Source organism: Streptomyces durbertensis (assembly GCF_014156695.1).
Taxonomy (GTDB): Bacteria; Actinomycetota; Actinomycetes; order Streptomycetales; family Streptomycetaceae; genus Streptomyces; species Streptomyces durbertensis.
Genome location: NZ_WMLF01000332.1, coordinates 1 through 6,103, shown reverse-complemented (window position 1 = coordinate 6,103; position 6,103 = coordinate 1). Strand labels below are relative to the sequence as shown.

Below are 6,103 nucleotides of genomic sequence, written 5' to 3'. Positions count from 1 at the left end.
CGCTCCCCCCGCCCCGGCCGGCCCCACGCGGGGCCGACTGCCCGGATGGGTGTGGGCACTGGGAGGCGTGGTGCTCTCCTCCGCCGTCTGGGCCGCCGTGACCATCGTCGGAGGCGGCCTCGGCAAGGACTCCGAGCCGACCGCCGACCTCGCGGGCTACAACTTCCACGAGGACATGTGCGAGGCCGTCTACCGCTCCCCCTTCCTCGAGCACTACACCGCGCAGGGCGGCAACACCGCCAACCACTCCACCCACGACGCCATGGACACCAGCAGTTGCCTCATGCGGTACCGGCGCGGCAGCTCCAGCGGCTACCCCTCCACCTTTGTCACCTTCACCGCGACCTGGCACAAGAAGACCGACCCGACCGCCGAGTTCGAGGCCAGGGCGCAGGCCCAGGAGAGCCGGTCAAACGAGACCCAGCGGTACCGGGTCGAACCGGTGGAGGAGCTGGGCGAGGAGGCCTTCCTCGTCACCAGTGAACGCAAGCGCGACGGGCGGCTGACCTACGCCGCGCTGACGGTCCGGGACGGCTGGGTGGAGACCCACCTGGAGTGGAGCGACGTGGACATCCCCCGCGCCGGCCAGAGCCCGCTCAGCAAGACGCAGGTCCGCTCCATGCTGACGAAGAGCACCGAGGAGACGCTGGCGGAGCTGCGCAAGCCCGCCGGCTCCGACACCTCCAGCGACGCCGGCGAACGCACCGGCGGCGCCGACTCCGACAGCGGTCCGCCCAAGCGCGGCGAGGGCGACATCTGACCCCGCCCACGTCGGCCCGCGCCGACACCGGACCCCGCCGACACCGGCCCCCGCCGACGATGGACCGCGCCCGTCCTCAGCGGGAACGGGCCGCCCGCGCGATCGTCACGACGGCCTTCTCCAACGCGTACGCCGGGTCGTAGCCGCCGCCCTTGACCGCCGCGTCCGCCTCGGCGACCGCCCGCAGCGCCGTGGCGACGCCGTCCGCCGACCAGCCACGCATCTGCTGCCGCACCCTGTCGATCTTCCACGGCGGCATGCCCAGCTCCCTGGCGAGATCCGCCGGGCGCATGCCCGAACGCGCCGAGGCGAGCTTGCCGATCGCCCGGACCCCCTGCGCCAGAGCACTGGTCACCAGCACCGGGGCCACACCGGTGGCCAGCGCCCAGCGCAGCGCCTCCAGCGCCTCGGCGGCCCGGCCCTCCACCGCGCGGTCGGCCACCGCGAAGCTCGACGCCTCCGCGCGGCCGGTGTAGTAGCGGGCGACCACCGCCTCGTCGATCGTGCCCTCGACGTCCGCGACAAGCTGCGCGCAGGCCGAGGCCAGCTCCCGCAGATCACTGCCGATCGCGTCCACCAGGGCCTGGCACGCCTCCGGCGTGGCGGACCGGCCGAGCGCCCGGAACTCGCCGCGTACGAAGGACAGCCGCTCCGCCGGCTTGGCGAGCTTCGCGCAGAGCACCTCCCGGGCACCGGCCTTGCGCGCGGCGTCGAGCAGCCCCTTGCCCTTGGCTCCGCCGGCGTGCAGCAGCACCAGCAGCACCTCCTCGACCGGCTCGGCGAGGTAGGCCTTCACCTCCTTGACCGTGTCGGCGGACAGATCCTGCGCCTGCCGGACGATCAGGACCTTGCGTTCGGCGAACAGGGACGGGCTTGTCAGCTCCGCGAGCATGCCCGGCTGGAGCGCGCCTGGGGCCAGGTCCCGCACGTCCGTGTCCGGGTCGCCGGCCCTCGCGGCCGCCACCACCTCGCGGACGACCCGGTCTGCCAGCAACTCCTCCTGGCCGACCGCCAGCGTGACCGCCGCCAACGGGTCGTCTGCGGCGGCCTTCGTGGGCTTGGGGGACTTCGCGGAAGCTGCGCTCTTAGGGGCCATCGCCGTCCAGCATCCCACGCCCCTCCGACAACGCGCTCCCGCCCCGGCGCCGGCGCCCGGCCGCGCGGACGCGTGCGGCCGGAGGGCGGACACCGGAGGCGGGCCGCAGCCGCCGCTGTCGCACAATGTCCCGGTGGAGGAGACCGGAGACCGCTTCGAGGACCGCGGAGAGCAACCCATGGAACCGAGCACCGCACCGGACGCACCCCTGCGGCACGTGCTGGTCCTGCCGGACCGGGACAGCGCCGAGGAGGTGGCCGAGGAACTGGCCGAGAGCCTCCCCCTCCCGGAGGAGCCCCGTCTGGTCCGGGACGCGCTCGCCGGAGAGGACGACGCGGAGGACGCGCAGTGGCTGGTGGTCCTGGAGGACCCGGAGGGGGTCTGCTCGCCGACCGCCCTCGACGAACTGGCCGCCCACCACGAAGGCTGGCTCGAACGCGACTGACCCCGCCACCGCAACCCCGGCGGTGGACGGGCCACCGACCTACCCGACGCCTCCGTTCCACGACCGTGGCCCGATGCGCCGTCAGCCGTCCGTTGGCTAGCGTCCCGACCATGGCAACCACGGAACACCGCCCGCCACGAACCGGCGAACAGCGCAGGGCAGATGTCCTCACCAGGCTGGAGGAGGACGTCGACGCCTGGGTTGCGACGGCCTCGCCCGAGGGCGAGCAGTACATGGTGCCTCTCAGCTTCGTCTTCCATGACGGCGGGCTGGTCATGTGCACCAGACGCACCTCCCGCACGGCACGGAACATCCGCGCGGGTTCCGGGGCGACCATCGCTCTCGGGCACACCCGGGACGTCGTCCTCATCGAGGCGAAGGCCGAGCAGCTCGCGCCCGACGGCCTCGCTCCCCGGGCGGGCGACGCGTTCGCGGCGAAGGTGGGCTGGGATCCGCGCGGGGACGAGGAGTACGTCTTCCTGCGGTTCCTTCCCCGCACGCTGCGCGCGTGGCGGGAGGAGAACGAGCTGAAGGGCAGCGTCCTCATGCGGGACGGCGTGTGGCGGGCCTGAGGTCCCATGGGACCGGCTCCGTCGGCGCGCACCGGGCCGTCGGCGGAGCCGGCCGGGCGCCGCGGGCGGGGCGGGGCCGCGTGGGTCACCCGAAGTCCGACGTCCTCCGCCCGGCTCACCGCGACCGCCCCGTCCGTGTCGGTGCGGACGATCCCGGCACCGTGGGCTCGCAGCAGCTCAAGCGTGGTGGGCGCGGGGTGTCCGTAGCCGTTGTCCGCGCCGGCCGAGACCACGGCGAGCCGGGGTCTCAGGCGGGCCAACAACGGCGGATGCTGGTACGCCGAGCCGTGATGGGCGACCTTGAGCACGTCGACGTCCGCCAGCTCCGGACGCTCGACCAACAGCCGGCGTTGGGCCGGTGGTTCGAGATCTCCCGGCAGCAGCATCGTGAGGCCGCCGCTGCGCACCAGCAGCGTGACGCTCGCGTCGTTGGCCCCGAGTCCGGCCGGGTGGGGCGGCGGCCACAGCACCTCCCATTCAAGCCGCTCCCCAAGCCGTCGCCGCTCCCCGGCCACCGCCGGAGCCATCGGGACACCCGCCTTCCGCGCCTCGCGGCGGACGAACTCCGCCTGGCCCGGCGGTTCGTACAGCGTCGACGTCTGGATCACGCCGACCGACCGGCCCGACAGCGCGCCCGGAAGTCCGGCGACGTGATCTGCGTGGAAGTGTGTGAGGACAAGCAGCGGGATGTGCCGCACCCCGAGGTCGCGGAGGCAGGCGTCCACCGCCGCCGGGTCAGGGCCTACGTCCACCACCACCGCGCCGCGCCCACCGGCCGACAGCACCAACGCGTCGCCCTGCCCCACGTCACAGGCGACCAGCCGCCAGTCCGGTGGCGGCCAGCCGGTGACCCACCGGGTGAGTGGCTGCGGCCGAAGCACCGCCACCACAAGCAGCAGGACCAAACCGGCCACTGCCCACGGCCGCCGCAGCGCCGGTCTGAGCACGAGCAGCACACCGCCGGTCACCGCCGCCAACGCCGCCGCGCCCGCCCAGCCTCCGGGCCAGCCGACCTCGGCTCCCGGCAGGCCCGCTCCGGTTCTGGCGACCGCGGCGATCCACCGGGCCGGCCAACTCGCCAGCCACGCCGCCGCTCCGGCGGCCGTTCCCGAGACGGGCGCCAGCGCGAGCGCGAGGCAGCCGAGCAGGGTGGCCGGCGCGAACGCCAGCCCGGCCAGCACGTTGCACGGCAGCGCCACCAGGCTCACCCGGGCCGCGAACACCGCGACGATCGGCGCGCACACCGCCTGCGCCGCCGCCGTAGCCGCCACCGCCTCCGCGAGCGGCAGCGGTGCGCCGCGCTGCTGGAGGAACAGACTCCAGCGGGGCGCGATCACCAGCAGGGCACCGGTGGCCAGAACGGAGAGCAGGAAGCCGTACGACCTCGCCAGCGCCGGGTCGTAGAGCACCAGCAGGAGCGCCGCGGCGGCCAACGCGGGCAGCAGCGACCGCCGCCGGCCGGTGGCGATGGCAAGCAGGGTGATGCCTCCGCACACCGCCGCCCGCAGCACGCTCGGGCCGGGGCGGCACACGATGGTGAAGGCGATGAGCAGTCCCGCGCCCAGTACCGCCGTCGTGCGCAGCGGTACGCCCAACAGGGCTGCCAGGCCCCGGCGTTCGGAACGGGAGGCGGTTCCCGGGGCCCCGATGAGGACCGCGAGGACAAGGGACACGTGAGCGCCGCTGACCACGATCAGATGGGTCATGTCGGCTGCCCGCACCGCGTTCCACAGGTCGGTGGGCAACCGGGAGGTGTCCCCCATGACCAGCGCCGGGATCATGGCCCTGGCGTCCTCGGGAAGTCCGTCTGTGGCGTCGAGCAGGCCCTGTCTCACGGAACCCGCGAGCCGCTGGGCCGTGCTGGGCGGCGCCAGGGTGGTCGGCTCCTCGGACACACGCGCCAAAGCGGCGATGTCGCCGGCCCGGCCGTCGTGCGGCGCCGCCAGGCGGGCACGTACCTCCATCGTGGTGGAAGGCAGCAGCCCCAGCCACGCGTCGGCCCGCTCCGGCGGCGCCACGACCAGGACGGGATTGCGGATCGCGGTGGTCGGGCCGCCTCCCTGGACGACCCGGGTGGCGGTCGCCGGGGCCACCACCACCGTGCGCGGCTGACCCGGGCGGGCCCGCGTCCGACGCGGATCGCCGGTCAGGCTGAGCCGGAGGGTGACATGGGCATGCGCCTCCGCGAGGCCCGGCAGCGGGCCGTCGTGCACGGCCGCGGTGTGCAGGCCCGCGGCCGTCGCGCCGGCGGCGGCGCAGAGCAGCGCGGCCCCGGCCGCGACCAGGGCGCCGCCGGAGATGCGGCTCCGGCGTACGCGCGCCGTCGCCCGGCGGGCCGGACCACACGGCCCCCGGGCCCTTCGCCGTCCGGCGACGCAGAGCACGGCCGCCGCCGCGAGACAGCCGCAGACCAGCAGCGCGACCGCCGTGCCGGTCAGAGCCGGTGCGAGGGCGGCCGCCGTCCAGGCGGACACCGCGGGCGGCACAAGTCGGAGGTCGAGGGGCGCCTCCTGGCGCGGGTGGGCGGCACCGAGCCGATGCCCCGACTCCGCGTGCACCGCGAGTCGTTCGGGCGTGGGGGGTCTCGCGGCGGGCTCGGGCTTCCCCGGGCCGCCGCCCGGATCGGCGGGCTTCACGGGGTCACCAGCGGCTGCAGGGTGGCGAAGCGGTGGTCACCGATGCCGTTGACCTCACGTAACTGGTCGAGCGAGGTGAAGCCCCCGTTGCGTGTCCGGTAGTCGATGATGTTCTGGGCGAGTACCGGTCCGATGCCCGGTAGTGCCTGCAACTGCTCGCTGGTCGCGGAGTTCAGGCCGAGCGGCCCGGAGGGCGCGCCGTCGGGAGGTGGACCCGCGCCCGGCGCCGGTGGCTCGCCCTCCGGCGGCTCCCGACCGACCATGACCTGCTCGCCGTCCGACAACTGCCGCGCCCGGTTGAGCCGGTCGGTGTCGACGCCCGGAAGGACTCCCCCGGCCGCCCGCAGCGCGTCCGCGACCCGGGAACCCGACGGAAGCCGGACCACTCCGGGGCGACGGACCTCTCCCGAGACGTCGACGTGCACGTCCTTCAGCGGTGCCGCTCCCGGCGGCCCGCCGCTCGAAGCGTCCCCGGTGGCGCCCGGCAGCCCGGCCGCGGAGTCGACGGGCGGCGGGGCCGAAGCGGCCGGGTCGGGGGCGGGCAGCCCGACCGGTTGGGCGCGACCGCTCCAGAAGTGGTGCACAGCCACCGAC

6 protein-coding genes and 1 pseudogene are annotated in these 6,103 nt (G+C 75.1%); 4 read left to right on the top strand and 3 right to left on the bottom strand.

Annotated features, from left to right (window positions below; all coding sequences use genetic code 11):
- On the top strand, window positions 1-760 hold a 760-nt coding region (locus tag GL263_RS19455; protein WP_228456663.1), incomplete at its 5' end, for a hypothetical protein.
- 76 nt (window positions 761-836) lie between these two features.
- On the opposite strand, the gene holA is transcribed toward GL263_RS19455, so the two are convergent.
- The gene (gene holA, locus GL263_RS19450; RefSeq protein WP_182857017.1) at window positions 837-1,856 is read right to left on the bottom strand and encodes a DNA polymerase III subunit delta; all 1,020 of its coding nucleotides are present in this window, start codon (window positions 1,854-1,856) and stop codon (window positions 837-839) included.
- Window positions 1,857-2,034: 178 nt separating this feature from the next.
- On the opposite strand from holA, the gene GL263_RS19445 reads away from it, so the two are divergent.
- A complete protein-coding gene (locus tag GL263_RS19445; RefSeq protein WP_182857019.1) occupies window positions 2,035-2,301 on the top strand; it encodes a hypothetical protein in 267 nt (88 codons plus the stop codon).
- Window positions 2,302-2,411: 110 nt separating this feature from the next.
- Window positions 2,412-2,873, top strand: a complete 462-nt coding sequence (locus GL263_RS19440; protein ID WP_182857016.1) for a pyridoxamine 5'-phosphate oxidase family protein — start codon at window positions 2,412-2,414, stop codon at window positions 2,871-2,873.
- 338 nt (window positions 2,874-3,211) lie between these two features.
- Here GL263_RS19440 and GL263_RS29275 read toward each other — a convergent pair.
- A pseudogene (locus tag GL263_RS29275) lies at window positions 3,212-4,636 on the bottom strand (ComEC/Rec2 family competence protein); the annotation flags it as partial.
- Between GL263_RS29275 and GL263_RS29270 the strand changes: the two are divergent.
- Window positions 4,635-4,985: a hypothetical protein gene (locus GL263_RS29270; RefSeq protein ID WP_438947980.1), complete on the top strand. Its 351-nt coding sequence runs from the start codon at window positions 4,635-4,637 to the stop codon at window positions 4,983-4,985. The pseudogene GL263_RS29275 and the gene GL263_RS29270 sit on opposite strands and share 2 nt — an antisense overlap.
- 520 nt (window positions 4,986-5,505) lie before the next feature.
- Here the strand turns inward: GL263_RS29270 and GL263_RS19430 are convergent.
- Window positions 5,506-6,103: ComEA family DNA-binding protein (locus GL263_RS19430; RefSeq protein WP_182857015.1), on the bottom strand; the 598-nt coding region annotated here is incomplete at its 5' end.

What these genes read in the sequence shown, in the direction of transcription:
- holA (WP_182857017.1), bottom strand. Translation starts at nt 1,856, where the DNA reads ATGGCCCCTAAGAGCGCAGCTTCCGCGAAGTCCCCCAAGCCCACGAAG.
- GL263_RS19445 (WP_182857019.1), top strand. Translation starts at nt 2,035, where the DNA reads ATGGAACCGAGCACCGCACCGGACGCACCCCTGCGGCACGTGCTGGTC.
- GL263_RS19440 (WP_182857016.1), top strand. Translation starts at nt 2,412, where the DNA reads ATGGCAACCACGGAACACCGCCCGCCACGAACCGGCGAACAGCGCAGG.
- GL263_RS29270 (WP_438947980.1), top strand. Translation starts at nt 4,635, where the DNA reads ATGACCAGCGCCGGGATCATGGCCCTGGCGTCCTCGGGAAGTCCGTCT.